Annotated in this window: 27 protein-coding genes and 1 riboswitch; of the genes, 16 read left to right on the top strand and 11 right to left on the bottom strand. The window is 40.9% G+C overall.

The annotated features are described in order from the left end of the window. Positions 1–69 precede the first annotated feature (69 nt). Positions 70–414, top strand: coding sequence for a hypothetical protein (locus RSX31_RS00340; protein WP_148968283.1), 345 nt, complete (start codon positions 70–72; stop codon positions 412–414). 38 nt (positions 415–452) lie between these two features. Here RSX31_RS00340 and RSX31_RS00345 read toward each other — a convergent pair whose 3' ends face one another. After that, positions 453–1,082, bottom strand: a complete 630-nt coding sequence (locus RSX31_RS00345) for a YczE/YyaS/YitT family protein (protein ID WP_148993269.1) — start codon at positions 1,080–1,082, stop codon at positions 453–455. 265 nt (positions 1,083–1,347) lie between these two features. Between RSX31_RS00345 and RSX31_RS00350 the strand changes: the two genes are divergently transcribed. Continuing rightward, entirely contained in the window at positions 1,348–2,952 is a 1,605-nt protein-coding gene (locus tag RSX31_RS00350) for an SLC13 family permease (protein WP_315632724.1), read from the top strand. Between the two features lie 44 nt (positions 2,953–2,996). Here the strand turns inward: RSX31_RS00350 and RSX31_RS00355 are convergent, their stop codons facing one another. The 5 genes from RSX31_RS00355 to RSX31_RS00375 form a co-directional block, all read right to left on the bottom strand. Next, positions 2,997–3,773, bottom strand: coding sequence for a 3-hydroxybutyrate dehydrogenase (locus RSX31_RS00355; RefSeq protein ID WP_315632726.1), 777 nt, complete (start codon positions 3,771–3,773; stop codon positions 2,997–2,999). Between the two features lie 18 nt (positions 3,774–3,791). Beyond that, a complete protein-coding gene (locus tag RSX31_RS00360) occupies positions 3,792–5,078 on the bottom strand; it encodes a GntP family permease (RefSeq protein WP_315632728.1) in 1,287 nt (428 codons plus the stop codon). Positions 5,079–5,226: 148 nt separating this feature from the next. Continuing rightward, positions 5,227–5,925, bottom strand: coding sequence for an ABC transporter ATP-binding protein (locus tag RSX31_RS00365; protein ID WP_315632730.1), 699 nt, complete (start codon positions 5,923–5,925; stop codon positions 5,227–5,229). 13 nt (positions 5,926–5,938) lie between these two features. Next, positions 5,939–7,351: an ABC transporter permease gene (locus RSX31_RS00370; protein ID WP_315632731.1), complete on the bottom strand. Its 1,413-nt coding sequence runs from the start codon at positions 7,349–7,351 to the stop codon at positions 5,939–5,941. Positions 7,352–7,584: 233 nt separating this feature from the next. After that, the gene (locus tag RSX31_RS00375; protein WP_315633497.1) at positions 7,585–8,880 is read right to left on the bottom strand and encodes a hemolysin family protein; all 1,296 of its coding nucleotides are present in this window, start codon (positions 8,878–8,880) and stop codon (positions 7,585–7,587) included. A 286-nt stretch (positions 8,881–9,166) separates the two neighbouring features. Between RSX31_RS00375 and RSX31_RS00380 the strand changes: the two genes are divergently transcribed. From RSX31_RS00380 to RSX31_RS00395, 4 genes are all read left to right on the top strand, one after another. Next, on the top strand, positions 9,167–9,496 hold the full coding sequence (locus RSX31_RS00380) for a hypothetical protein (protein ID WP_315632733.1): 330 nt from the start codon (positions 9,167–9,169) through the stop codon (positions 9,494–9,496). 174 nt (positions 9,497–9,670) lie between these two features. Continuing rightward, positions 9,671–10,042, top strand: coding sequence for an ArsR/SmtB family transcription factor (locus RSX31_RS00385; RefSeq protein ID WP_282138189.1), 372 nt, complete (start codon positions 9,671–9,673; stop codon positions 10,040–10,042). 98 nt (positions 10,043–10,140) lie between these two features. Continuing rightward, a complete protein-coding gene (locus tag RSX31_RS00390; protein WP_315632736.1) occupies positions 10,141–11,034 on the top strand; it encodes a cation diffusion facilitator family transporter in 894 nt (297 codons plus the stop codon). Between the two features lie 91 nt (positions 11,035–11,125). Next, on the top strand, positions 11,126–11,311 hold the full coding sequence (locus tag RSX31_RS00395; RefSeq protein ID WP_187443320.1) for a Fur-regulated basic protein FbpA: 186 nt from the start codon (positions 11,126–11,128) through the stop codon (positions 11,309–11,311). A gap of 53 nt (positions 11,312–11,364) precedes the next feature. Here the strand turns inward: RSX31_RS00395 and RSX31_RS00400 are convergent, their stop codons facing one another. After that, complete coding sequence (locus tag RSX31_RS00400) at positions 11,365–12,267, bottom strand: aldo/keto reductase (protein ID WP_315632738.1); 903 nt, start codon at positions 12,265–12,267, stop codon at positions 11,365–11,367. 86 nt (positions 12,268–12,353) lie between these two features. On the opposite strand from RSX31_RS00400, the gene RSX31_RS00405 reads away from it, so the two are divergent. From RSX31_RS00405 to splB, 8 genes are all read left to right on the top strand, one after another. Then, a complete protein-coding gene (locus RSX31_RS00405; protein ID WP_315632740.1) occupies positions 12,354–13,259 on the top strand; it encodes a phosphotransferase enzyme family protein in 906 nt (301 codons plus the stop codon). 77 nt (positions 13,260–13,336) lie between these two features. Further along, positions 13,337–13,447: riboswitch (TPP riboswitch) on the top strand. A 162-nt stretch (positions 13,448–13,609) separates the two neighbouring features. Further along, complete coding sequence (locus RSX31_RS00410; RefSeq protein WP_315632741.1) at positions 13,610–14,593, top strand: ABC transporter substrate-binding protein; 984 nt, start codon at positions 13,610–13,612, stop codon at positions 14,591–14,593. A gap of 12 nt (positions 14,594–14,605) precedes the next feature. Next, positions 14,606–14,899, top strand: a complete 294-nt coding sequence (locus tag RSX31_RS00415) for a thiamine-binding protein (RefSeq protein ID WP_315632742.1) — start codon at positions 14,606–14,608, stop codon at positions 14,897–14,899. Beyond that, positions 14,896–15,657: an ABC transporter permease gene (locus tag RSX31_RS00420; protein ID WP_315632743.1), complete on the top strand. Its 762-nt coding sequence runs from the start codon at positions 14,896–14,898 to the stop codon at positions 15,655–15,657. The genes RSX31_RS00415 and RSX31_RS00420 overlap by 4 nt, the downstream gene beginning before the upstream one ends. 1 nt (position 15,658) lies before the next feature. Next, positions 15,659–16,396 carry an ABC transporter ATP-binding protein gene (locus RSX31_RS00425; RefSeq protein ID WP_315632744.1) on the top strand — a complete coding sequence of 246 codons (738 nt, stop codon included), beginning with the start codon at positions 15,659–15,661 and terminating at the stop codon, positions 16,394–16,396. Beyond that, a complete protein-coding gene (locus tag RSX31_RS00430) occupies positions 16,389–17,171 on the top strand; it encodes a TatD family hydrolase (RefSeq protein ID WP_315632746.1) in 783 nt (260 codons plus the stop codon). The genes RSX31_RS00425 and RSX31_RS00430 overlap by 8 nt, the downstream gene beginning before the upstream one ends. 122 nt (positions 17,172–17,293) lie before the next feature. Continuing rightward, positions 17,294–17,539 (top strand): transcriptional regulator SplA domain-containing protein, encoded by a 246-nt coding sequence (locus RSX31_RS00435; protein ID WP_044337840.1) that lies wholly within the window; start codon positions 17,294–17,296, stop codon positions 17,537–17,539. Between the two features lie 12 nt (positions 17,540–17,551). Continuing rightward, a complete protein-coding gene (gene splB / locus RSX31_RS00440) occupies positions 17,552–18,580 on the top strand; it encodes a spore photoproduct lyase (protein WP_148993278.1) in 1,029 nt (342 codons plus the stop codon). 46 nt (positions 18,581–18,626) lie between these two features. Here splB and RSX31_RS00445 read toward each other — a convergent pair whose 3' ends face one another. Continuing rightward, positions 18,627–19,055: a low molecular weight phosphatase family protein gene (locus tag RSX31_RS00445; RefSeq protein WP_148968302.1), complete on the bottom strand. Its 429-nt coding sequence runs from the start codon at positions 19,053–19,055 to the stop codon at positions 18,627–18,629. Between the two features lie 369 nt (positions 19,056–19,424). On the opposite strand from RSX31_RS00445, the gene RSX31_RS00450 reads away from it, so the two are divergent. Then, positions 19,425–20,669: a dicarboxylate/amino acid:cation symporter gene (locus tag RSX31_RS00450; RefSeq protein WP_148968303.1), complete on the top strand. Its 1,245-nt coding sequence runs from the start codon at positions 19,425–19,427 to the stop codon at positions 20,667–20,669. A gap of 62 nt (positions 20,670–20,731) precedes the next feature. On the opposite strand, the gene RSX31_RS00455 is transcribed toward RSX31_RS00450, so the two are convergent. Beyond that, entirely contained in the window at positions 20,732–22,138 is a 1,407-nt protein-coding gene (locus tag RSX31_RS00455) for a cryptochrome/photolyase family protein (RefSeq protein WP_315632751.1), read from the bottom strand. Positions 22,139–22,305: 167 nt separating this feature from the next. Between RSX31_RS00455 and RSX31_RS00460 the strand changes: the two genes are divergently transcribed. Next, complete coding sequence (locus RSX31_RS00460) at positions 22,306–22,758, top strand: helix-turn-helix transcriptional regulator (RefSeq protein WP_149155053.1); 453 nt, start codon at positions 22,306–22,308, stop codon at positions 22,756–22,758. 57 nt (positions 22,759–22,815) lie between these two features. On the opposite strand, the gene RSX31_RS00465 is transcribed toward RSX31_RS00460, so the two are convergent. Both RSX31_RS00465 and RSX31_RS00470 read right to left on the bottom strand, forming a co-directional pair. Beyond that, the gene (locus tag RSX31_RS00465) at positions 22,816–23,340 is read right to left on the bottom strand and encodes a universal stress protein (protein ID WP_148968306.1); all 525 of its coding nucleotides are present in this window, start codon (positions 23,338–23,340) and stop codon (positions 22,816–22,818) included. A gap of 364 nt (positions 23,341–23,704) precedes the next feature. Beyond that, positions 23,705–25,762, bottom strand: coding sequence for a sigma-54 interaction domain-containing protein (locus tag RSX31_RS00470; RefSeq protein WP_148993281.1), 2,058 nt, complete (start codon positions 25,760–25,762; stop codon positions 23,705–23,707). Positions 25,763–25,840: the final 78 nt, after the last annotated feature.

Below are 25,840 nucleotides of genomic sequence, written 5' to 3' on the forward strand. Positions count from 1 at the left end.
GTTCTAAATAGATGGACTGGCTTATACGATAAATAGAGAGCTTATATTAAACTTTAGGAGGAGACGGGAATGGCAGATGTTGAAGTCTTTATCGGTGATTTAACGGACCAGACATTTCATTATGAAGGAGGGGACTGGAATCATAATTACCCGAAAAGGATCAGTCCGTTTTTTCCGAAAGGGTATGAACTCTTTTTCTCCCTATTGGATGGCATTTACTATAAAAAAATAGAAGGCAGGCAAACAGACTGGGGAAGTCATACTTGTTTGATGTACCCGGATGAAATGCAGTCGGTATTGGAAGATTACTATAAGCGGGATATGGATAATGAACAGGTGCAGCAACTATTTCAATTTATAAAGCAATTAAATCCCCATCAACAATACGGCTTAGTGGCATGCGAGATGTCATAACGTAGAAAAGGACAAACTGCCTCAGGCATTTGTCCTTTTTACATACTTACATTATTTCGACTGGTGAATCGGGTATTGAGTCTATCGGTGAAAAATAAAAAGGATTTCTGAAAGATGGGACTTTGAATAAACGTATAAATAAAAGTAAAAACGAAGACTGGGCCGGAAAGAAGCAGTCCGATCAGTAATACAGCACACTCACACATGATCCGGACTCTGCTGATTGAAAGATTCGTTAAATCTGAAATGGTAAGCATAAACCCGTCCCGCGGACCCGTACCGAGGTGTGCCGCTGAATACAATCCCCCGCCAACCCCCATTAAAATAATCGCTGATAATAGAATCAGGATATCTGAGACTATGTTCGTTTGAGGAGGAAGCAGGTCGTAAAATAGAAAGAAGTCGACCAACATGCCAACCATCACACCGTTAAGGATCGTCCCGATACGAACATACTGCCCTTTCAAAACAAGGGTTCCTGCAATGAGGGTGGCACCGACAATGATATTCCACGTACCAATCGTTAAGCCGAACTTCTCAAATAAGGCAATGTTTAACACATCCCATGGATGGATTCCTAAGTACTGCACTTTGATGGACATACTGATCCCATAACTGAAAATAAGTAACCCTATTACAAAATAACTTATTTGCCAATAGATTTTCATAGTGTCTCCTTTGAAATGACAGTCATCACTCTATAACAATATTTTACAACGAAAAGGTTTATGAAGATATGGTTTGTTTTCAGTTTGGCAGAGAGAGGACGAAGGTCCTTCAAGAGATATACATCCTTTGAAGGAAAAAACAGTAGGAGACTAGGAGTAAAGGAGTGAATATTCAGATATTTCCTTTGTTTGAAGGGGTTGTATTTGACAGCGCTTTCGATGGTCGATAGAGTTTTAGTAAGACGAGTAATGGGGGAATGAGTAGATGCATACTGTGAAAAACGCATGGGAGACACTTTGGAAATGGCACGGAGATGTTATGGATACTTTGCAATTTTTCACTTCCGGAAGTACACCTGCTGCTTCTCGCGAGGTGGATACCAATCTTGTTCCGGAGCCTAATGCAAATCCAACACAGAAAATCGGGTTTTTTTTGGGACCACTCCTATTTATTCTTATCATGATATTTTTCTCTCCTGAAGGTTTGGCGAAGGAGGCTGTTGCTGTCCTTGCAGGTACAACATGGATAGCGGTATGGTGGATAACAGAAGCAATACCTATTCCGGCAACTGCTTTGTTGCCGATCATTTTGTTTCCACTTACGGGAGCTCTCCAATCCGGAGATGTAACGTCTGCATATGGTGATAGTACGATTTTTCTTTTTATGGGTGGGTTTATCATTGCGATTGCCATGGAAAAGTGGAACTTACATAAGCGGATTGCCATGAACATCATTCTGTTGATTGGTACAGGCACCGAGAGAATCGTCCTTGGATTTATGCTCGCTACCGGTTTTTTATCTATGTGGATCTCGAATACGGCAACGGCTATGATGATGCTTCCGATTGGAACAGCCGTGATTTATCAAGTTAATGAAAGTCTAAAAAAGGAGGGGGCTAATAGAACGGGGCACTTCAGTAAAGTGATCATGCTGGGGATTGCCTATAGTGCATCGATTGGAGGCTTGGGAACGTTGATCGGAACGCCTCCAAACACGATATTTGCTGCAGTGGTGAAACAGTTGTATGGGATTGATTTCTCATTTGCGAAGTGGATGCTTTTTGGTGTTCCACTTGCTGCTATTCTTCTATTTGTTACTTGGTGGTATTTAATCAAGGTGGCTTTTCCATTAAAGATTAAAGAATTGCCGGGGGGAAGGGAGATTGTAGAGAAAGAGAACCGGTCTCTTGGTCGCATTTCATTTGAAGAAAAGCTTGTTCTTACGGTCTTTGTCGCTACAGCCCTATGCTGGATCACTCGATCGTTTCTATTGAACCAATGGATTCCGTCATTAGACGACACCATCATAGCAATTACAGGGGCACTCGTTTTATTTCTTCTTCCAGGAAGAAAGGAATCCCGATTGATCAATTGGGACGATGCGAAGAAGCTTCCATGGGGGATCCTGCTCTTATTCGGTGGAGGTCTTGCCATTGCCAAGGGTTTCAAAGAAACGGGGTTGGCAGAGTGGATCGGACAGCAACTAACGATTCTTGAAGGGATTTCCTTCATTATTATCCTGCTATCAGTGACGGCCTTTGTTATTTTCTTAACGGAAATTACGTCCAATACGGCGACAGCCACGATGATGTTTCCAATAATGGCTGCCCTTGCAGCTGCCTTGAATATTCACCCTTATAGTTTGATGGTGGCGGCGGGCTTAGCCGCGTCATGTGCTTTCATGCTGCCGGTGGCTACACCTCCGAATGCTGTCGTATTCGGATCAGGTTATATCAAAATGGGGGATATGGTCAAGGCGGGAGTATGGTTAAATCTAATTAGTATCGTATTTATTACACTTTTGATTTATTTTTTCATGCCACTCGTATGGGGAATCGATTTAAGTGTATTTCCTGCAAATATGAACTAAAGAAAAATCGGATCAGTTCCTTGATCCGATTTTTTGGCTGCGTATTATTGCGCAGTATAGCCGCCATCTAAAACAACGGCCTGTCCAGTTACACCTTTTGCTTTGTCACTGGACAGGAAAATGGTGTAGTCTGCAATTTCTTCTACTGATAATAATCTCTTTTGTGGAACAAGAGGGTAAATGACATCCTCCAATACTTTTTCAAGCTTCACACCACGAGTCGTTGAAATATCCTTTAATTGGTTACGGACAAGGGGGGTATCCACGTATCCGGGGCATAGGGCATTGACGGTAATCCCGTGTTCGGCACCTTCTAAAGCCGATACCTTTGTAAGTCCGATAACACCATGCTTGGCGCTGTTGTATGCCGCTTTACCGGCAAAACCGATCAGTCCATTAATGGATGCCATATTGATGATACGACCGAATTTTTGCTTCTTCATATGAGGGAAAGCAAATTTTGTTGCGATAAAGGGAGCGGTCAGCATGATTTTGATCAGGAGCTCAAATTTTTCAATAGGGAATTCTTCAATTGGAGCTACGTGTTGAATACCTGCGTTATTGATTAATACGTCTATGCGGCCATAGTGTTCAACTGTTTTATCAATTCCCGCTTTCACTTCTTTTTCATTAGTAACATCGCATTTAATGCCGAGGCAATCGAATCCTCTGTCTTTCAGTTCTTCAACCGCTTCATCCAATCCTTCTTGATTGATGTCTGAGAGAACAACTTTCGCACCATTTTGTGCAAAGTGTTCCCCGATTTCAAAACCAATCCCCCTTGCAGCACCCGTAATGAATACAACTTTATCATTGACCATCTTCTTTTCCTCCTCTGATTAATAAATTCCCATATTGGCCAGGATGATTGAAACGATTTCTGCAATCGTAGGAATAAGCAACCCGACAACAGCTACATCCAAATACGAATCTTTATGGGTCAGCCCTGTTACGGCAAATAACGTCAGGAGTGCACCGTTATGAGGCAGAATCGATGCCCCTGATGAAATGGAAGCAATTCTATGGAATGCTTCTGCACTGATACCACTTGTTTGAGACAACTCATAATATTTATCTCCCAAAGCCTCCAGGGCAATCCCCATTCCTCCAGAAGCAGATCCAGTGATAGCTGCAAGAGTTTGAACAGCTATGGCTTCAGATATGACAGGGTTACCTTTTATGCCAAGAATAAGCTTCGTTAACGTCTTGAAACCTGGTGCCGCTGTGACAACCGCTCCGAAACCAACGGCAGCGCTTGTGTTAATGACTGCCATGACTGAGCCCTTTGCACCGCCATTGACAGCAGGGATGAATTTTTTATAATGCATGAAGTTAATTAATAATATCGAAAGTATTCCTACAAGCAGAGCGGTGAGGATGTTCCACTTAAAGACATTCAATGTAACGACAACAATGACAAGAGGAAGAAATGACAAGTAGAAGTTAGGAAGCTCTGATTCTTTAATTTCCTTAACATCGTTCCCACCTTTAGGCTCGGTAAACGTATCTCCTTTACTTGTAAATTGCTTTTGACGCCATCTTAAATAAAAATACCCTCCAACCGCCATTATTAATCCGCCGACGATACCGATGATCGGGGCGGCGGTGGGGGATGTTTTAAAATAATCGATTGGAATCAAGTTTTGAATCTGTGGTGTACCCGGGATGGCTGTCATTGTAAAGGTGAAAGCCCCCAATACGAAAGTCGGCGGCAATAGTTTCCGTGTGATATCCGCTTCTCTGAACATGGCAATAGCCAGGGGATATATCGCAAATACAACAACGAATAAGCTCACACCGCCATATGTTAAGACGGCAGCTGCAATCAGCACTCCCAGTATGGCCCTGTCTTTACCGATGATGTTCGTAATTTTGAATGCGACGGACTGGGCTGCTCCCACGTCTTCCATCAATTTTCCGAAAATGGCTCCGAACAGGAATACAGGAAACCATTCTTTAGCAAAATCCACAAACCCGGTCATATATGTTTCCGTATAAGCAGGAAGCAGGTCGAGACCACTCATTAATGCTACTAAACCTGCAACCAGGGGAGCGATCCAAATGATAGACCAGCCTAAATACGCCAAGACCATAAGCAGGATTAAACCAACAATGATGCTAGTCATAACTCACCTCTCATAAATGTTTGTAGTTATCTTTCCATTAATGAAAGGTTTTATTCTATGGAGGAATCTGCTTTAACGGTATATACGATATGAAAATAGAAAAAGACAGTCACCGTGAACAGGCGACTGCCACTTCCGAAATTCCACATCAAACGAACTTTTCCAACTTCCTCATTTCTTTGAATACCAAACCTCCCTTTGAAAGGGAAATGACAGTGTCCGATACTTGGGCAACTCCTTGATCATGGGTAACAACAATGACACATTTGTTTTCTTTATGAGCAATTTCCCTGAATAAATCAACTATTCCACTTGCGGTATCTTCGTCTAAGTTTCCTGTAGGTTCATCTGCCAGAATGAGTTCCGACTGACAAGAGAGCGCCCTGGCAATAGAAACCCTTTGTTGTTGTCCCCCACTGAGGGTCAATACTCTTTGACGGGATTGTTCCTCTGAAATGCCGACCTTCTGAAGCATCTCAAGGGCAAATGCTTTTTTATTTTTATTAGTTGATTTCGTGATCTCCATTGCAGTGATGACATTTTGCAGTGCTGTCATATATGGCAGGAGGTTATAGGATTGAAAGACAATAGAAACATGGCGATTTCGAAATGTTGATAATCCGATTTTCTTGATATCTTTTCCTTCAAATAAGATTTGTCCGGAAGTGGGTGAATCAAGTGCACTTGCCAGGGAGAGGAAAGTGGTTTTACCCGAGCCGGATGGGCCGACACAAGTATAGAAAGATCCACTCTTAAATTCGGCCGTAACCTTACTCAAAATAGGCTGTAACTTGGATTCCTGCTTATAGCTGTAACTCACATTTTCAAAGTGTAATAATGTACTCATTCTTTAGCCTCCTTTAATCCTGTTTTGTTAATATCGCTTTAGGATTTAATCTCAACACGGTTAATGATGGAATCAATGTGGATAGTAGAACCACCATCAGTCCGATGCCAAACAATTTCAACAAGTCTTCTCCTGTCGTATGGATGGATAACTCATTCACCGTTTCTACATCCTGTACGTTTGATGATTGAAATGGCATACGGCGTGAATTAAAGGAGGCTGGTGTATTTGCTGTTTCTTCTGATTGAGTGATTTCCTGCTGGAGAAGTTGTTCCCCCATTTTGTTTGCAACCAGATTGCCGGATAATGTTGATATACCCATTGCCAGAACAGCCACAATCAAAATCTCAACTAAAAATTGACTGACGAGCTTACCTTTTTTCTCTCCTATGGCAAGGAGTACGCCCATTTCATATTTTCTTTCCCGAATCGTCATCATAACAATCAGGGCCAAAATGATGGCTCCCGCTATTGCCACAAGAAATACTACATTATTAGAAAAAGAGGCCACATTCTCAATTGGTCCCATCATTTGCTGATACAATTGATCATTTGCATCCAGTTTAAATTGATCAAAATCAATGGATGAGCTACTTTCTGCATTTGAAATAAAGGTTTGGATATCTGCCGGGTCCTTCATATAATAGACAGCTCGATCAATCGTTTCGGAAGTTCCTTTTAATTCATTTGCAACAGTATATGGAACGAACAGCTGATTATAGGGATTCAGAAAAGCAAAATTTTGAGCTCTTTCATCCATATCTGAAGTCGATTCATAAATACCTACGATTTCAAGAGTCGATTCTGTATTCTCAGTATTTGCTATGGTTATCGAGTCTCCAACCTTTAAATCATTTTCTGCAGCAAGGTTTTTTTCAATAAGAGTAACTTCTTTGTTGATGTCTTCTTCCGTCAAATGACGTCCTTCCACTATGGACGCATCCCCATTCAAAAATGAGCTGGTTGAATCTGAGAATAAGATCCCTTCGACGGAAACATCACCGGCCATCATTCTACCACCGCCACCAAAGCCTTCCTGCTCTGTACCTTCTGCTGTTTCTTCACTTCCGACAGCAGTAAAGTTCTTGGCAAGGGCAGAGGTGGATGAATAGTAGTTGTAGCCCTTTACGTAAGAGGAATCGGTAAGTTCCTCAGCAGAATCCAAAGGGATGGGGACAGGCTGAAAACGGGCTCTTCCGCCACTTTCCTCGTTCTGCTGGCCAGAAATTAATTTTTCCCGGTCAACCATTAAAGAAACTTCACCGCCTAATTTCTCACGAGCCAAAATACTGGATTGATCAGCGGCGGTTTGAATCGTCAATCCCGACAGAACGAGAACGGATATGACGGTCAAGACAAACAGTAATAGTATGCTTTTCCCCTTGCGAGCTTTTACACTCCAAAAAGCACGTTTCATAAAATTCATTTTCTTTTCCTCTCCTCCTGATCAAAATAGTGGGAATTTAGTTTTTTAAATCCCTGACTTGCCCTCGGTAAAAGCTTATCCATCAGATATGTCCAAACTATGAACGAATAATGTCCGATTGATTAAAAGTAGTGAAAAAGAAATCGAGTCACACCGGCCATGAACTAATCCGGTTAAACATCATAAAAAAAAGAACGAGCCATTAATCGGACTCGTTCTTTTCATCATGGCTGCTATGCCATTTTTGTAACCTCTAAATATTGAATATGATGGCCATCGATTTCTTTCACTCTAAAGCAATACCCTTGTTCTTCGATCTTATCATCAAGTTTCACTTCGTACTTCTGTGTCAGGAACCAGCCTCCGATCGTGTCGACCTCATCCTCTTCAATGGAGATGCCAAGAAGGTCATTCACATCTTCAATGAGCATGACGGCGTCAAAGATATAATGATCTTCTTTCACCTTCTGCACTTCAGGTATTTCATCGATATCAAACTCGTCCCTTATCTCTCCGACAATTTCTTCAATGATATCTTCAACTGTTACAAGACCGGCAGTTCCACCGTATTCATCAAGGAGTACGGCCATTGGCGACCGCTCTTTCTGAAGTTTGACGAGTAAGGCTTGAATAGGGATGGTTTCGATGACACGGATTACAGGCTTGATAAAGGAAGTTAAGTCTTCATGTTCCTCCTTGTGGTTCACGAGTGTTGTCAACAGTTCCTTCACGTTCACTATGCCGAGGATATTATCTTTATCACCTTCTACTACTGGATATCTCGTATAGCGTTCCTCTTTAATGATGGTGAGTACTTCATCAATGGTGGAATCTGAGGAGAGAGTTACGATATTCGTTCTTGGAACCATGATTTCTTTTGCGATTCGCTCGTCGAATTCGAAAATTTTGTTTACGTACTTGAATTCGGATGAATTGATTTCCCCACTTTTGTAGCTGTCGGAAAGAATGATCCTAAGCTCTTCCTCGGAATGGGCAATTTCATGTTCAGAAGCGGGTTTTAAACCGAATAACCCGGTAAACACCCGGGCAGAGCCGTTTAATGCCCATATGAATGGATAAGCGAGTCGATAAAACCATATCAATGGTCGTGCAAATAAAAGAGTGACTTTCTCTGCTTTTTGAATGGCAAAGGTTTTCGGTGCCAATTCTCCAATCACCACATGTAAAAAGGTAATGACGGAAAATGCGAGTCCAAATGAAATGATACTTGTAATGGAAGCATTTAAATCAAGCTTCTCAAACACTGGATGAAGCAACGTTTCGATGGTCGGTTCACCTAACCAACCGAGTCCGAGGGCTGTGATGGTAATGCCTAATTGACAGGCAGAAAGGTACTCGTCTAAATGTGAGATGACCCTTTTAGCAGCAATGGCCGTTTGATTTCCTTCAGAAACCAGCTGATCGATACGAGAGCTTCTTACCTTGACAATGGCAAACTCTGATGCAACGAAGAAAGCGGTCAGCGCAATTAATACAGCAACTAGAAATAAATTAAGTAAAATGTCCAATGAGAAGAAGCTGTAAAAAGGGAGTGAATCGAAGGACCCTTCTAAAGCTTCAAACACCTCCTGAATTAAAAAGTCATGGTTCTTTAAAAAAATGAAGCAAGATTGCACTTGAAATCCGGTTGCAATGAGTATATCCTTTTAAAAGTATCACATTCTTAACCGTATCCAAAGTTCGTTGCAATGTGCAGGTCATTCGGTTATTGTTGAAATAACAATTTTCATCTAAAGAATAGAAATGGACAAAATCAGGATACGAATCAATGGATAGTTGGAAAGGAGAACGATTATGGCAGACGTGTTTAACCAAGGATTTGTTGTAGCCCTTATCATTGCCTTTTCGGTTTATGTCATCTTAAGAGGAATAGCTATTTTCTTTGGCAAAGCAGGGAAAGGCTATCTGGAAAATATTCAAACTCAAACAGGACGTTTATATCTGCAATTAATTGGTGGCTACTATATAGTATCAGGCGTACTTGGCCTGCTTATTCCACAATTAGACTGGAAAACAGAAGAGATTTACTTTGCAATTGCGATCTTTGCGATTTCATCAGTTGTTTTCTGGATAACATTGGATCTCTTTATGAAACGTGATCGAAAAAAACTACAACAGAATTAATATGTTTTTTCATTAGCTCTGGTTATATGCCAGGGCTTTTTTTGTACCCGGAATTCGTCTAATCGGTCGATAAACACCTTAAAATTTTTCTCATTCAAAAGAATGTTTGAACATTATCAGCCTTTCTTTTATACTATATTCAAAAGAGTATTTGAATGTTAGGGGGGTGACGAGATGAAAGAGGCGGATGTATGTGAAGTAGCCTGTGTGGAAGATGAGAAGGTCAATCGCTTAAAATCAATGATTTTATCACAAAATACCTCTAAGGTAGCTGAAATCTTTAAAGCACTTTCTGATCAAACAAGAGCGAAAATTGCGTATGCACTTACCATCGAAGAAGAACTTTGTGTATGCGATGTGGCAAATATCGTGGATGCTTCAACAGCGACGGCATCCCATCATTTGCGTTTGTTAAAAAAGCAGGGGTTAGCCAAATTCAGAAAAAAAGGCAAGCTCGTTTATTATTCCTTAGACGATCATCATGTGAAAGAGTTAATTGAAATTGCGTTGACTCATCAAATGGAGTTGGAGGAACGTGACCGGTAAGCCAGTCGCGAAATTATCGAAAAATTTCATTATTTGATTATTTATGAACGATGGTCTCAGATTATTAAGAATCAGGGAAAGAAAGTGAGGGATGTCAAGTGGGACACGACCACAGTCATGGACACAATCAGAATAAAAAAGCATTATTAATCAGTTTCCTATTTATTTTTACCTTTATGATCGTAGAAGTCATTGGTGGAATCGTCACAAATAGTCTTGCTCTTCTTTCCGATGCGGGACATATGCTTAGTGATGCAGCTGCTTTAGGTCTTAGTTTGGCAGCTTTTTATATAGGTGAGAAGGCGTCGGATAAAGGGAAGACGTATGGGTACAAGAGGTTCGAAATACTGGCGGCGTTTATTAATGGCATCACGTTGCTTCTTGTTTCACTCTATATTTTCTGGGAAGCGTATCATCGTTTCATAGATACTCCTGTGGTTTCACCAGGTATGATGGTGATCGCCATCATAGGTCTGATTGTCAACATTATCGTGGCATGGATTTTAATGAGAGGGGATACGGAACATAACTTGAATGTTCGAAGTGCCTTTCTTCATGTACTTGGTGATATGTTGGGTTCAGTAGGCGCAATCGCAGCCGGACTCTTGATTTATTTCTTTAATTGGAACTTGGCTGATCCTATTGCATCAGTCATGGTTGCCATCTTAATCGTCATTTCCGGTTGGAGAGTAACGAAGGATTCCATTCATATCTTAATGGAAGGAACTCCAAAAGGTATTGATATGGAAGATGTGAAAAATAGCCTGGCAGCTGCCCCGGGAGTCATTGAAGTACATGATCTTCATGTATGGTGCATCACGTCGGGATTCACTGCCCTAAGCTGCCATGTTGTGGTGGGAAACGAAGTGAATCGAGATACGATTTTATTACGACTCTCAGCCTATCTTGAAGAGGAATTTGGCATTCATCACTCTACGATTCAAGTTGAGGGAAAAAATGTCACAGAGGGCCATCATCATATTTGTACGTAACAGCTCTCGTATTCTCCTAATATTACCAATGTGTAAGAAGATGTTTAGTTCACTCCGGATTTGGGGTATATCCTCAACTGGAGGGATGAACATGTTACATCAAGAAAATAAATCAGAGAAGCAAAAGACACCTGAATGTAAAAAGGATTTCTATATTCAACAATTATTAAGGATAGGCGTATATAAATATTTCGGTAAGCAGCTTTATGAGCTCTCAATGAATGAACTACAAGATGTCTATCTGGAATATTACGTTGGTGGCGATATAGCGAATTGAAAAAGACGAACCTTTTAGAAAAAGGATCGTCTTTTTTGCTGTAGTAAGGCTAATTACGGCACATCATGTCCCATAGAAGTTTGCAGGATTTCAAACCATTGATCGTGGTTTAAAGAAATGGAAAGAGAGTCGATCGCATGTTGAATGCGTTCTTTTTTACCTGAACCGACGATAGGCATAATGTTTGCCGGGTGATTAAGAAGCCATGCATATAGAACTTCATCAATTCCCTTTGCACCTGTTTCTTCTTGTACCTTTTTCAATGTATGTTGAAGACGAATGGCTTTTTCATCCTCTCCTTTGAAAATCGCCCCGCCTGCGAGTGGAGACCAGGCCATTGGTGCGACACGCTTCTCCTGACAAAGATTTAATGTACCGTCTTCAAAGTTTTCTAAGTTATAGGCAGACAATTCAATTTGGTTTGTGATCAATGGGAATGGCAAATAAGATTGAAGCATATTCCATTGATGATCTTTAAAGTTTGATACTCCGAAATGACGCACCTTACCTTCTTCTTTTAATTGAGTGAAGGCTTCAGCCACTTCTTCCCCATTCATAAATGGATCTGGCCTGTGAATCAATAAAAGATCGATGTAGTCCGTTTTCAGATTCTGCAGGGAGTTTTCAACAGAAGTCAAAATGTGCTTTTTACTCGTGTTGTAATGATGTGTTTTATGTTCCGGACGGTTGTCAGAAGGCAGGACAATACCGCATTTCGTTACAATTTCCATTTTTTCTCGTATGGATGGCTGAAGGTTGAGAGCCTCTCCAAATAAGGCTTCACATGTATACGAGCCATAAATATCTGCGTGATCAAAAGTCGTGATTCCGTTTCCAATATTGTGCTGGATCAAAGAAAGAGTGTCTTCCTTTGATTGATTCCAATCTGCAAGTCTCCACAACCCATGAATGATTCTTGAGAATGATAGGTCTTCCGTCATTTGTATCCTTTGCATCGATGCAACCTCTTTTCATATGGTATGTAGACATTCTTTCATAGTCATACTAAATGTATATTACTATGTTTGGAAAGGAATTAAAAATGATTGAACCTCTTCATGATGTATTGTTGAACTGGAAGGTTCATCCTTCCTCCATAGAGACCGTGGAAAGTCACCCAAATGTATATAAGGTGAAGAGTCGGAAGAAGACATTTTATTTAAAAAAGAGATTGAACTCCTCAGTGGAGAAGCGAATAGAAGAGCTGCTCTTAACTTCTTTTTTACTGGAAAAGGGACTTCCTGTTGAAAGGCCGCTGTTAACTGTCTCACAACACCCATATGTACAACAGCATCAAGCTTTCTACTCCCTGTACCAAGCTCTGGAAGGTCTGCCAGTACAAGTCTATTCCTTAACTTCTCTTGAAGGGGTGGGAACGTATCTTTCCCAACTCCATAGCAGGCTAAAACAATACGTCTGTAAAAACGAGGTAGAAGAATGGAAAGTTGAAACACATTTGAGAGAGTGGATAGGCGGAAAGGGTTCTAAAATGATAGAAAGGTGGGGTGAGGGGTTTCTAGGAAGGCTTAATGAATGGTCTTACTCCTATAGCAAATTACCCCATCAATTCGTACATAGCGATTGTCATCCCCGTAATATCCTCATGAAAGAAGGAAGGGTGACAGGGGTCATAGATTTCGAGAGGATACGGAAAGCACCCCGTATAGCAGATGTCTGTTACTTTCTTGCAGGGACGCTCAAAGACCAGGTCAAGCAAACGGGGGATGAGCAATTTGAACGTATCCATGCCTTTATGGGGGGCTATCAGTCCGAAGGTACTTTAACTCAGGAAGAAAAGGAACTGATGCCATTCTTAGTCATTATCTTTCTTCTTCAATACACCTTTTTTTACAATCAAAAAGGGTATTCACACCTTGTATCTGCATACATCCCATTCATTAACAGGCTGGTAAATTCCAGTGATTATCAACTGGCCTTTCAAATGTAAATCTATTTAAGAGGAAATGCTTGAATATCCACCTTTTCTGTGGCAAAGTAGGGAAGAAGATAACGTTTAATTTCATAGTACAAGTGTAGGGGGACCGGTGTGGCCGGTTGAGATTGTATCCTGACAGATACTGACCCTTTGAACCTGAACTGGCTGATACCAGCGTAGGAAACATTCTCTTAAACATTACATAATCATGTTTAACAATGCGTCCCTCGCTGAAGCTTGGGGCGCTTTTTTTGTTGTTGTGTCCTAATGTTTTAAGGTGTTTTACATTCATTCTCTCTACTATGTGAAGAATAGAGAATAAACGTTACAACTACATACAAGGATTTTTAGGAGGAATCATGATGAAAAAGTGGATGTATATTATCTGTTCTGTCTTTCTTTTAACTGCTTGCGGTGGTGGAGGAAATACATCAGAACAGAAAGAAGGTCTTAAAAAGGTTACGGTTGTGCTGGACTGGACACCGAATACCAATCACACTGGATTATATGTTGCGAAAGAAAAAGGATACTTTAAAGAGCAGGGACTTGATGTGGATATCATCTTACCTGGTGAGGCAGGGGCAGATCAACTAGTTGCCTCGGGTAAAGCTGAGTTCGGAGTTGGATATCAGGAAAGTGTCACACAAGCAAGGGTACAGGACGTACCACTCGTATCTATCGCTGCGGTCATACAGCATAATACATCCGGGTTTGCTTCACCTAAGGATAAGGGTATAACGACTCCTAAGGATTTTGAAGGGAAAAGTTATGGAGGATGGGGATCACCTGTAGAAAAAGCCGTCATGACGTCTATTATGAAACAAGAAAATGCTGATGTAGAGAAAGTGGATTTTGTAAACATGGGGGATACAGATTTCTTTACTGCCGTGAAACGGGATGTTGACTTTGCGTGGATCTACTATGGATGGACAGGGATTGAAGCAGAGCTTCGCGGTGAGGAATTGAATATGATGTACGTAAAGGATTACTCTGAAAAACTGGATTATTACACCCCTGTTTTGACGACGAATGAAAAGATGATTAAAAAAGACCCTGAAACAGTCAAAGCATTTTTATCAGCTTCTTCAAAAGGCTATGGATTTGCAATCGACAATCCGGAAGAGGCCGGTGAGATCCTTTTAGATGCAGCTCCGGACCTTGATAAAGAATTAGTCATGAAGAGTCAGGAGTGGCTGTCTCCTAAATACAAGGATGACGCTGACAAATGGGGAGAGCAAAAGCTGGAGGTTTGGGAAAACTATGCTTCATGGATGTATGATAACGATTTATTAGATAAGGAACTGGACAGTAAAAAAGCATTCACAAACGAATTTTTACCAAAATAAGAGGTGAACAAAATGGGGAACGCACTCGTAAGCATACAAATTATTCCAAAGACGAAAAATGGTGAAGACGTTATACCATACGTGGATGAAGCCATCGCGGTCATTGATAAATCTGGTGTCCGTTATGAAGTCCATCCATTAGAAACAACAATGGAAGGGAATCTATCTGACTTATTTAAGGTGATTGAACAAATGAATGAACGAATGATTGAAATGGGCAGCTCAAACGTCATTTCTCAAATCAAGGTATTATATCAGCCAGCCGGGATTGAAATGGATCAATTAACGGAGAAGTATAAAGGATGAAAGCATGGATATCGAAAGGATGGAGACCCTTCTTGGTCATCATCCTTTTATTCATCATTTGGGAATCCACCATTAGAGTATTTGAGGTGCCGGCATGGCTAATGCCTTCACCTTCAGAAATATGGGCGGAAGGAGTCGCCTCATGGTCCACGTTTACAGGACATCTTGCTTCGACAACCCTCCTTACGATCGGAGGGTTTGTGATTGGATGTACGATAGGAATCGGGACTGCAGTGGGTCTGCACCTTCTGCCTAAGGTAAGAGAAGCGATATATCCACTTATGATTTTGTCTCAAAATATTCCGATCATCGTCCTGGCACCATTACTTGTAATCTGGTTTGGATTTGGACTATTACCGAAAATCATTGTCATTACCCTGATTTGCTTCTTTCCGGTAGCGGTCTCGGCATTGGATGGGTTCCGGCAGACAAATGCAGAGTACATCCTCTATATGAAAATGTCGGGAGCCACAAAAAGTCAAATCTTTCGAAAAGTTGAATGGCCGCATGCACTTCCTTCCATCTTCTCAGGATTGAAAATTTCAGCTACCTATAGTGTGATGGGGGCGGTGATTTCAGAATGGTTAGGTGCCCAGAAAGGAATCGGTGTCTATATGACTCTTGCTTCTTCCTCCTTCAGGACAGACAGGGTATTTGTAGCCATCTTCATGATCATGATGCTCAGCCTCGTTTTCTTTGGGATCATTTTGTTATTAGAGAAAATCATGATTAAGTGGAACCGAAAGGAGGACAGGTAACATGACGACTTTATCCATACAAAATATGTCAAAATACTTTGATGGGGAGCTGATCCTCGATGAGCTTTCCATTCATGTTGAAGAAGGGGAGTTTGTGTCGATCCTTGGTCCTTCCGGAAGCGGGAAGAGCACCCTGTTTCATGTGATCGGTGGATTGTTCACACCAGATTCCGGAGACATTCAATTAGATGGAAAATCGATAAATGGTCAAAGAGGGACCATCAGTTATATGCCGCAAAGTCCTTCCCTCCTGCCATGGAGAACCGTGATTGAGAATGTGATGCTTGGCCAGGAGTTACACGGGAAGAAAGATAGGGACAAAGCGCTCTGCATGATTGAACGGGCGGGCTTGAAGGGGTATGAGAATGCGTATCCTGATGATTTATCCGGAGGGATGAAGCAGCGGGTGGCGTTTATTCGTGCCCTTGTCAGTCCTCAATCATTTTTATGCCTAGATGAGCCCTTTTCTGCCCTGGATGAATTCACACGATTGGACATGCAGAAATGGCTCCTTTCCATTTGGGAAGAAGATTTGAGTTCCGTTCTATTTGTGACTCATAATATCGACGAAGCCCTGTTCCTGTCAGACCGGATCATTGTATTATCGACTCGGCCAGCCAGGGTCCAGAAGGAGTTCAAAGTACCATTTCCCCGCCCCCGCGATAAAGAAATTCTCTTAACGGAGGAGTTTTTGAAATGGAAAACGAGCATTTTTGAGGAGCTTTCTCAATATGTGTAAACCTTCCTTGATTGATGCCCATATTCACTTGGATTTATACGAAGGATACGAGCGTGATAAGATCCTGCAGGAACTTGATCTGTATTCTGTAGAAGCACTCATATCTGTATCGTTCCACCTTCAATCGACCAGGACCAATTTAGATCTCTCAAGAAGAGATGCAAGGGTCAAACCGGCTGCAGGTTTCCATCCGGAGCAGGATCTGCCATCTGATGGAGATGTCGAGGAGCTTCTATCATTGATTGAACTCCATCAACACGAAATAGTGGCGATTGGAGAGGTAGGATTGCCTTATTATAAAATGAAAGAACATCCTGAAGTTGAAGTGGAACCGTATATCGATCTCTTGGAACGGTTTATGATCCAATCAAAAAGGATCAATAAACCGATCATCCTTCATGCCGTGTACGAGCATGCGCCTATCGTTTGTGATCTGTTAGAAAAGCACTCCATAGAGAAAGCTCATTTTCATTGGTTTAAGGGAGATGAAAAGACGATTGAAAGAATGAAGGAAAATGACTATTCCATCTCCATTACTCCTGATGTCCTTTATGAGAAGGAAATACAAGATCTTGTTAAGAAGTACCCAATCGAGAGACTTATGGTTGAAACGGATGGCCCTTGGCGTTTTGAAGGGATCTTCCAGGGAAGGATGACCCACCCCGGAATCATGCATCGGTCCATTGAAAAAATCGCCGAATTAAAACATATCAAAGAAGCAGAAGTATATAAACAACTATTTAAGAATACAACCGAATTTTATGGGATTTCCTAAATCAGGCTTCTCTTGCATCATTGGTGCAGGAGAAGTTTTTTTATAAACATCTTTTACCATCATATTTATCAGGAAGATAACAAAAAATGATAGTAATGACGTTTAGGGAAAAGGTGAAAAGAATGGAACTGAATGATCAATATATGCCTTATCAAGCAGGCGATGTAGTATATGTGATTTATCGGAATCCGCATACACAAAGTGTAGCTAACGTGCAGGAAGCAGCCGTCGTGCATGACCCGGAAAATCCGAACGAACTGGCATTATTTTTATATGAAACCTATTATCCTTTAACACATGAAATTGCGGTGTATTCTTCGGAAGCTGAAGCGGAGCAAGCTTATACTCAATCATTTGGAGACCTGTAGGAGGGATGAATCATGGTTAAACCGTTCGTGCCACAATTGGTCTACTTTGAACCGAATGCCTTGGAATATCCCCTTGGTAAAGAGCTCAAAGAAAAGTTTGAAAAAATGGATGTGGAAATCAGGTACACAACATCGCATAACCAGGTTCGTAATTTGCCAGGGGACAACCATTTTCAGAAATACCGGATTGCAAAATCCACATTAGTAGTCGGAGTGAGAAAAACGTTGAAGTTTGATACATCCAAACCGTCTGCTGAATATGCCATCCCATTTGCAACAGGGTGCATGGGTCACTGTCACTATTGCTATCTGCAAACAACGATGGGGAGTAAACCATATATACGAACGTATGTGAATGTGGATGAAATATTTGAATCGGCTGACAAGTATATTGCAGAAAGAGCTCCTGAATTCACACGCTTTGAAGCTGCTTGTACGTCCGATATCGTAGGGATCGATCATCTCACTCATACCCTAAAACGAGCGATCGAGCATTTTGGCGAATCCGAGCATGGCAAGCTTCGTTTTGTGACGAAATTCCATCACGTCGACCATCTGCTTGATGCGAAACATAATGGGAAGACCAGATTCCGGTTCAGTATCAATGCCGATTATGTGATTAAGAACTTTGAGCCTGGTACATCTCCTTTGGATAAGCGACTTGAGGCCGCGGGGAAGGTTGCGAGAGCGGGGTATCCATTAGGATTCATTGTGGCACCTATCTATATCCATGAAGGATGGAAGGAAGGGTATAAGCAAATGTTTGAGCACTTGGAGGCTCACCTGCCGGAAGAAGCGAAAAGGGATTTAACCTTTGAATTCATTCAACATCGTTTCACAAAGCCGGCTAAAAGAGTCATTGAGAAAAATTATCCGATGACAAAACTTGAACTTAATGAGGAAGAACGGCGATATAAATGGGGTAAATACGGAATTGGCAAGTATATTTATCAGAAGGATGAAGAGCAGGAAATGAAAGATCATCTGTATGCTTATATGGAGAAGCATTTTCCAAATGCGAAGCTGGAGTATTTCACCTAAAAAAAAGGGACTGATTACAATACAATTTTGGTTGTAATCAGTCCTCTTAATGTAGTTGTGGAAGAAGATTTTCTAAATCTTTCACCCTCATGGCAATTTCATCACAAATTTCTTGATAGTGTACCCATTCTTCAATAAGTGTCTTGGAACGCTTCCTTGGATTAGGCAAATTCCAATAGATGACTTTATCTTCTAATTCAGATGGAATCTCTATCTTATCATCAAATTCTGTATCCTGAATCGCAACAATAACCGAAGCGTCACCAAGTTCATTCATCTCGATGCGAGTAAGTGGGAAGGTACTAATGTCGATACATAACTCTTTCATTGCTAAAACGCTGAATTCAGCACGACTCTCGGCAACCCATCCGGCACTTTTGAACGACCAATCCGACACATCGAGCTTCTCGGCCCAACCTTCAGCTATCAAGCTGCGCTGTTGACTACTTGAAAGAAAATAGACTGTTTTATTCATTTTTGGTATGTTCCTTTCTATTTTCATGCTGTTATTACTATTTACCCAATCACGTAGCATTTAATCATTAAATGTAAAAAAGAAAAGATTGGAAAGTAATCTGTAGTCATAAAGATTCAGTCAACTCCCACATATTGTGTGAGGTTTCAGGTGAAACGTAGTAAAAATGTTTTAATTCACCCTTAATCTTCTTCAATTATTAAAAAAATCAGTATAATAGGAAAAGGAGAATGAAGATGCAGCAAAAAAATGGATGGGAAGGCAGTTCAGGAAAAGATAATAGAAAAATTCAAAAATAATAGTTTTGCTAAAAGTAATTAAGGGTAAACATCTTTTAATTATTTTGTATTCAATAGGGGAGGTACATCTATGAAATTTAATTTAACAACTAAGATTATTATTGCCTTAATACTAGGGGCAATTGTGGGATTACTGCTTAATATTTTTGCTAAAGATATATTTGATATATTAGATCCTTATCTCTTTACTCCGTTAGGGAAGATATTCCTTAACCTCATCAGCATGCTTGTCGTGCCGATTGTCTTCCTATCCATCGTTCTCGGATCTGCAGGTCTGGGTGACCCTAAGAAGCTGGGGAGGATAGGGTTGAAGACCATTGTATTCTTCTTAGTGACTACCTGCATTGCCATCGTGATTGGTTTATCTCTGGCTTATGTCATTGATCCCGGTTTGGTAGAGGGAATCGACAAAACACAATCAGAAGGTTTTGAAACGGAAGAGGCTCCTCCTGTAGGAGAGACCCTCATGAACATTATTCCCAAAAATCCACTTACGGCGATGACAGAAGGAAATATGCTGCAGATCATTGCGTTTGCCATCTTTATTGGATTTGGATTAACAGCTTTAGGGGATAAGACAAAAGGAATATTAAAGCTTGTTGAACAAGGTAATGATCTAATGATGTACCTTGTGACACTCGTTATGAAATTTGCTCCATACGGAACATTCGGATTAATCGCTTCAGCAATAGGAAGCCAGGGTTTCAGTGCGTTGAAGGCTATGTGGCTATATTTTGTCGTCGTTCTTGCAGCATTGATCATTCACGCCATCGTTACCTATGGTGGAACGATCCTCCTTCTGGCAAAAAAGAATCCGCTTTGGTTCTTCAAGAATTTCAGTCCTGCGATGAGCGTAGGATTCAGTACATCAAGCAGTAACGCGACGCTTCCCATCTCAATGGATGTCGCCCAACAGCGTTTAGGCGTGTCGAAATCAGTAAGTTCATTCGTTCAACCATTGGGAGCTACCATCAACATGGATGGTACTGCGATCATGCAGGGGGTTGCAACCGTCTTTATCGCCCAGGTATATGGTGTTGATTTATCATTGGAACAACTGATTACGGTTGTACTGACGGCTGTATTAGCCAGTATCGGTACAGCAGGGGTTCCTGGAGTGGGATTGATCCTTCTTGCGATGGTTTTAAGCAGTGTAAACCTGCCTGTAGAAGGAATTGGATTAATTCTGGGGATTGACCGCCTGCTTGATATGGCAAGGACTTCCATCAATATTTCAGGAGATGCAGCCTGTGCGTTGTTTGTATCAGAATCTGAAAAGAAACGTACAATTAAGGAACAAAGAGGAGAGGCGTAATCTTCTCATATATTAAATCGAGTCTATCACCTGTAAAGGCGATAGACTCGATTTTTTTATATCTATTTTATCTCGTGGTAGCGCTCTAATGCCCGGTCCCTCGCGGCTTTATGGTCCACGATTGGATAGGGGTAATCTTCCCCCAGGATGACCCCCGCATCTTCCAGAATATCCATGGAAGCTTCTGAAGGGTTGTGGATATGTTTATTGGGAACATCTTTTAATTCGGGAACCCACATCCGGATATAAGTGCCTTCTTTATCGAATTTTTCACTTTGAAGGGTTGGATTGAAAATACGGAAGTAGGGGGCTGAATCAAAGCCGGAGCCTGCAACCCACTGCCAGCCCATTGAATTATTGGCGAGGTCTGCATCAATCAGTGTATCCAAAAACCATTTTGCACCTTCTTGCCAAGGAATCAGTAAATGCTTGGTCAGGAACGATGCAACGATCATTCTGACACGGTTGTGCATGAACCCAGTTGCCCATAATTCTCTCATTCCTGCATCAACGAGTGGATAGCCTGTCTCTCCTTTTTTCCATTTTTCCAAATGATCCCTTTCCTTATGCCATCGGAACTCCTTGAATTTCTCATTTACAGGTTGTGTGGTGGACTCAGGAAAATGAAGCAGGACGGAGTAAGAGAAGTCTCTCCAAATTAATTGTTTAATGAAGGGTTCAACCTGAGCACTTTCTTTTTCAAGGAGTGAATGATACAAACTTCTCACCGATATGACACCAAGAGTTAAGTAAGGGGATAGGGTGGAGTGATGGCCATTTGCAGGGAAGTCTCTTCCCTCCGAATAATCATTGATGCTTTTTTTAACAAATGCATTATACCTTTTAATAGCTGCTTTTTCGCCCGGATCCCACATGCTTTCCATGATGTGAAACCAGGGGATAGTTGGTATGAGTTTTAAATCATTTAGTGATAGACCCTCCACATCAAGGTCCGGGACCTTTACTTTCTTCACAGATGGGAGAGGTTTCGGGATGTCCTCCTTCCTTAAAGATTTATAAAATGCTGAGTACACTTTATAAGGAGTGTCGTCATCTTTTTTGATTTTCCAAGGGGGAAGAAGAAGTGTACCTTCGAATGTTTGAACATCTATTCCTTGTGAGGATAAAGAACGGGCTAATGCGAGATCCCGCTCATAAACTCTTGGATCATAGACTCTATTCCAGTAAACCCCTTGTGCATTGGCTTTCTGAACCCATTGGGGGAGAAGGTCTTCTAGTTTTCCTTTATCTATCCAAAGTTGTCCGTTAATCGATTGAAGGGCCGTCTGGAAGGCCTCTAAATTCTGATGCAGCCACCACTTCTTAGCTTCTCCATGGGAGGAGTAAGAAGTTTCCTCATCCAGGATATATAGAGGAATCACCATTCCTTCTTGAGAAGCTCTATATAGAGCAGGGTGATCGTGAATACGAAGGTCCTCCCTAATAAGGACAATGATGCGTTTTGTCATGATTTTCCCTCCTAATAGCCGAATTCGTCAATTCTTTACCTAAAGTATAGTAAAATAAAGATGGTGATACAAAAATCGATGGGTTTGATAAAAACATTTAAATATTCTTGAAAATGGAAAAGAAAATAGTGTAATATCACACTATAAAAGAAGTAAGGTGTGAATCGATGACAAAAGAAGAGATCGTTCTAATCATTTCAGATAAATTAAGGCTAATACGAACAGAGGCAGGTTATACACAGGATAAGATGGCGAACATTATCGGATTATCCAAAAAAACCCTTGTTCAAATTGAAAAAGGAAGAGTCATGGCAGGCTGGACAGCGGTAATTGCCATCTGCGCATTGTTCAAAGATAGTGAAACCTTAACCACTAGTCTTGGTGGGGAGCCCCTTGAAATCATAGAGACCATTGCGCGGGAAGGCATTGATTATCGAAAGGAAAAAACGTTAGGCGGGAAGGTATGGTGGAAAGATGTAAAGAAGAATGATGAATATATACTTCAGCAAAACCTTTTCAGTCAGCACTTCCGAATTTTGGACTTTGAAGACTATCGGATATACAGCAGCTTTGACGAGAATAATGCCCATAAACGTTTTGATGAATTGACGGGGAAATAATACATATTTAAATAGAGGGACGGACCTATCAAAGGTCCGTCCCTCTATTCGTTTCTCTTATTTTACAACGAGGACGCTGGTTTCACAGTTTTGAGTGACTTTTTCACTGACGCTGCCGAGCACCCATTTTTTCATGCCGGATTTCCGGCTGCTTCCGACTACTACCAGGTCTGCCTGAATTTCTTTGGCATATTCACATATGCGTTTTGCTTCTGAACCGGATAGGTGAATATAGTTTGCCTCAATCCCGTAAGGAGAAAGTTTTTCTTTTGCATTTTTCAAAAAGTGATGTGTAGAGGATGGTGTCTTAATTTCATGACGTTCTTCCTCCGGAGTATGAACTTTGTTGTCTGGTGAAACTGACAAATTCCCCATATAATTGTTATCAAACCCTGGTGAGGTATCTGCCAACGCGTGGGTAGGGGTATAGTTGTCATGACTTTCATTAGCTACCTTTTCATCTGATATATGGAGTACGGTTAATTGTGTATCTATAGAACCTTTTATTAATTTTTGCACTTCATCCAATGCTTTCTTGCTTCCATCGGTTTCATCGTAAGCTAACAAGATATGTTTATACATCAAAATCACCTCATCAATAGGATATCTATTATTTACCCAATATTAAATTTTTTAATCTTTTTCAGTAAATCGATGAATGGGATAATGTCCATTTTTAAACGGATTCAACCAACGATTAATCACAAAAAGAAAGAGCAGAACGGGGGAAGATCCGTTCTGCTCTTTCTTTTTGATTAAAACTCATATAATAGCAGGAATAATGTTTAATTTGAATGTTCTTTATTAAAGCATGCTGATAATCCAACCAATGACAACAATTGCTCCAATGACCATTAAGATTGTACGTACCATTAAAATCACCTCGACTTATCGTATCAATGAAATATGTTTTGTATTTCTAACCGGTTAATATAAAGTTACCCTGTCAACGAATAGTTAAAACCTTCTCTTCATTATTATTTAACCAGGTTACTCCTTCAGGCGTGATTTCTGTTCCAACTCTCCCTCTCTGGATCATTACATATCCAAGATCCTTGAGCTCGTTTAATCTTGTCCTGATTTGTTGAACGGATAGAGGAGTGGAGGTCCGTTGCAGGGAAGAATAAATCTTTTGTCTGCTGGCTCGCTTTCCTTCTTCAAAAAATTCAACTAAAGCGGTAAGGATATTTACATATTCTCCGGTTTTAGACATTGTGATAGAAGGAAGGGAAAAGGTACCTTTAGTATGATCCTTTTCGATGAAATTATAATCATTTTTCGGTAATTGATGAATCGTTAACCGATTTTGTTCTGCAACAGTGATCATGTACAGTAGTGTATTCTTAAGTTCACGGATATTCCCGCTCCAAGGTGCTTTCTTCAATGCGTCTAATACAGCCACGTCGATTGTTGTGATTTTGCTATGTTCCATACGAAGGAAATTCTCGATGAGAAGGGGGATATCTTCGCTTCGATCCCGGAGGCTCGGCAGCTGCAATGATAGAACTTTCAGACGGTGATAGAGATCCTCACGAAACGTTCCTTCTATTATTAAGGATTGGAGGTCCCTGTTCGTAGCAGCAATGATCCTGACATCAACGGGAATATTCTTATTTCCTCCAATACGTCTGATCTCCATCTCCTGAAGGACCCTTAGGAGCCTCGCTTGAAGTTTTAGGCTAATATCACCGATCTCATCAAGAAACAGGGTACCCCCGTCTGCTTGTTCAAATAATCCCTTTTTTCCTCCTTTTTTTGCACCGGTGAAGGCTCCATCCTCATAGCCGAATAATTCACTTTCTAATAAATCTTCAGGCAATGCGCTGCAGTTTACAGCAAGATACGGACTGTTTTTTCGGGACGAATCATTGTGCATTGCGCTTGAAAAAAGCTCTTTTCCTGTGCCTGTTTCCCCATAGATTAGAACCGGAAGCTCACTTTGAGCGAGCTTTTTGGCTATCAATTTTGTTTCATTAATGATTGCGCTTTTACCCAGTATGCTATCAAATGTATATTTCGCAATATATCCTATTCGCTGAAGCTCCCGTTTACGGACCTTTTCCATCTCAATGGTCTCTTCCATGTCTTTAAACGTTGCAACGATGACTCCTTCTGCCTTCAAACGGAAACGATAGACCATCACATTCTGCTGACGGAGTGTGAAATATTGTTGATCTTCATCGTGTTGAGACGTCAAAAAGTGATTGAGCTCGATATTCTTGAACACCCTGTTTAATTTTTTTCCTTTCGCATGGTTAGATGTAATCCCGACCATTCGTTCAAGGACTTCATTGAAAACGGTAATTTCTCCGTCTTCCTGAAAGGCAAGGATCCCATCATTTACACCATCCACTACTTTATTTAAAAATTTATTTAACGTTTTCGCACGTCGATTGATAGCTCCCAGTTTTTGACTGAGCTCGATGATCTTTCTCGTATAGCGATCGGTGATATCGAAGGTTAACTGCTCTGACAATTGAAAGTGGTAGATGATTTTCATAATGGTATTCAAATCGATCAGACGTACACCGATATCAATCTTGTTGGGAACGGAAGGTGGGATACTTGCTGTTTCTCCTGGTGAAATGGCAATGTCAATTTGCCTAGGGTAGTCTCCAGTTGGGGAGTATGGAATGTAATCGACATGATCTATCCCTAATCGTTTCAAGTTAGAGACTGCTTCTTTGGCTGTTTCAATGAAATCATTCACATAAAGTATCTTTTTTCCAGGAGGTAATTCAAAAATACGATCTATGTGTTCGTAATTGACGGTACGACGTGCTTTAATGATAGTGCATGAACCGAAATCGATATATTCCTTCACTTCTGGTGCAATCAGCGCAGAAGAATAAACAATCAATTTATTGGTGAAATACATAGGAATTCCTTCATCACAAGCATAACTCTTAATATCGATCAGTTCTCCGAAAACGGATTGTAATTGCTCCTTAAGAGCTCTTTCTGTTTCCTTTGTTCCAGCTAATAGAATTAATTCACGTTTCATACGTCTCCCCCTTATGGTTTAATGGTTGATAAATGGTTTAATGGTTAAGTATATTTTAACCGATAATAACCATCAGTG

Source organism: Rossellomorea yichunensis (genome assembly GCF_032337515.1).
Lineage (GTDB): Bacteria > Bacillota > Bacilli > Bacillales > Bacillaceae_B > Rossellomorea > Rossellomorea yichunensis.

Excerpts from the sequence above, each read along its gene's own strand:
- RSX31_RS00415 (WP_315632742.1), top strand. The coding sequence starts at position 14,606 with ATGGGGAACGCACTCGTAAGCATACAAATTATTCCAAAGACGAAAAAT.
- RSX31_RS00435 (WP_044337840.1), top strand. The coding sequence starts at position 17,294 with ATGGAACTGAATGATCAATATATGCCTTATCAAGCAGGCGATGTAGTA.
- RSX31_RS00345 (WP_148993269.1), bottom strand. The coding sequence starts at position 1,082 with ATGAAAATCTATTGGCAAATAAGTTATTTTGTAATAGGGTTACTTATT.
- RSX31_RS00465 (WP_148968306.1), bottom strand. The coding sequence starts at position 23,340 with ATGTATAAACATATCTTGTTAGCTTACGATGAAACCGATGGAAGCAAG.
- RSX31_RS00370 (WP_315632731.1), bottom strand. The coding sequence starts at position 7,351 with ATGAATTTTATGAAACGTGCTTTTTGGAGTGTAAAAGCTCGCAAGGGG.
- RSX31_RS00425 (WP_315632744.1), top strand. The coding sequence starts at position 15,659 with ATGACGACTTTATCCATACAAAATATGTCAAAATACTTTGATGGGGAG.
- RSX31_RS00400 (WP_315632738.1), bottom strand. The coding sequence starts at position 12,267 with ATGCAAAGGATACAAATGACGGAAGACCTATCATTCTCAAGAATCATT.
- RSX31_RS00365 (WP_315632730.1), bottom strand. The coding sequence starts at position 5,925 with ATGAGTACATTATTACACTTTGAAAATGTGAGTTACAGCTATAAGCAG.
- RSX31_RS00355 (WP_315632726.1), bottom strand. The coding sequence starts at position 3,773 with ATGGTCAATGATAAAGTTGTATTCATTACGGGTGCTGCAAGGGGGATT.
- RSX31_RS00385 (WP_282138189.1), top strand. The coding sequence starts at position 9,671 with ATGAAAGAGGCGGATGTATGTGAAGTAGCCTGTGTGGAAGATGAGAAG.
- RSX31_RS00460 (WP_149155053.1), top strand. The coding sequence starts at position 22,306 with ATGACAAAAGAAGAGATCGTTCTAATCATTTCAGATAAATTAAGGCTA.
- RSX31_RS00340 (WP_148968283.1), top strand. The coding sequence starts at position 70 with ATGGCAGATGTTGAAGTCTTTATCGGTGATTTAACGGACCAGACATTT.
- RSX31_RS00395 (WP_187443320.1), top strand. The coding sequence starts at position 11,126 with ATGTTACATCAAGAAAATAAATCAGAGAAGCAAAAGACACCTGAATGT.
- RSX31_RS00410 (WP_315632741.1), top strand. The coding sequence starts at position 13,610 with ATGAAAAAGTGGATGTATATTATCTGTTCTGTCTTTCTTTTAACTGCT.
- RSX31_RS00430 (WP_315632746.1), top strand. The coding sequence starts at position 16,389 with ATGTGTAAACCTTCCTTGATTGATGCCCATATTCACTTGGATTTATAC.
- RSX31_RS00445 (WP_148968302.1), bottom strand. The coding sequence starts at position 19,055 with ATGAATAAAACAGTCTATTTTCTTTCAAGTAGTCAACAGCGCAGCTTG.
- RSX31_RS00360 (WP_315632728.1), bottom strand. The coding sequence starts at position 5,078 with ATGACTAGCATCATTGTTGGTTTAATCCTGCTTATGGTCTTGGCGTAT.
- splB (WP_148993278.1), top strand. The coding sequence starts at position 17,552 with ATGGTTAAACCGTTCGTGCCACAATTGGTCTACTTTGAACCGAATGCC.
- RSX31_RS00405 (WP_315632740.1), top strand. The coding sequence starts at position 12,354 with ATGATTGAACCTCTTCATGATGTATTGTTGAACTGGAAGGTTCATCCT.
- RSX31_RS00450 (WP_148968303.1), top strand. The coding sequence starts at position 19,425 with ATGAAATTTAATTTAACAACTAAGATTATTATTGCCTTAATACTAGGG.
- RSX31_RS00420 (WP_315632743.1), top strand. The coding sequence starts at position 14,896 with ATGAAAGCATGGATATCGAAAGGATGGAGACCCTTCTTGGTCATCATC.
- RSX31_RS00455 (WP_315632751.1), bottom strand. The coding sequence starts at position 22,138 with ATGACAAAACGCATCATTGTCCTTATTAGGGAGGACCTTCGTATTCAC.
- RSX31_RS00470 (WP_148993281.1), bottom strand. The coding sequence starts at position 25,762 with ATGAAACGTGAATTAATTCTATTAGCTGGAACAAAGGAAACAGAAAGA.
- RSX31_RS00380 (WP_315632733.1), top strand. The coding sequence starts at position 9,167 with ATGGCAGACGTGTTTAACCAAGGATTTGTTGTAGCCCTTATCATTGCC.
- RSX31_RS00350 (WP_315632724.1), top strand. The coding sequence starts at position 1,348 with ATGCATACTGTGAAAAACGCATGGGAGACACTTTGGAAATGGCACGGA.